Raw genomic sequence first — 245 nt, 5'->3', positions numbered from 1 at the left:
GAGCTTGGTCTTCCATACAACATGCTTTACCGCCACCCATTCCCGGGTCCAGGTCTAGGTGTTCGTGTACTAGGCGAAGTGAAGAAAGAGTACTGTGATTTACTGCGTCGTGCTGATGCTATCTTCATTGAAGAGCTTCACGCTGCTGACCTTTACCACAAAGTATCTCAAGCATTCACGGTATTCCTACCAGTACGTTCAGTTGGCGTAATGGGCGATGGCCGTAAGTACGATTGGGTTGTATC

General features: G+C 48.6%; 1 pseudogene. It reads left to right on the top strand.

Annotation, left to right across the window (positions count from 1 at the left end):
- Positions 1–245, top strand: a pseudogene (locus AB4512_RS24120) (GMP synthase (glutamine-hydrolyzing)); the annotation flags it as partial.

The organism is Vibrio sp. 10N.222.52.B7 (assembly GCF_041474275.1).
Lineage (GTDB): Bacteria > Pseudomonadota > Gammaproteobacteria > Enterobacterales > Vibrionaceae > Vibrio > Vibrio crassostreae_C.
Note: the sequence above shows the minus strand (reverse complement) of the source record. Positions and strands in the feature narration are given on the sequence as shown.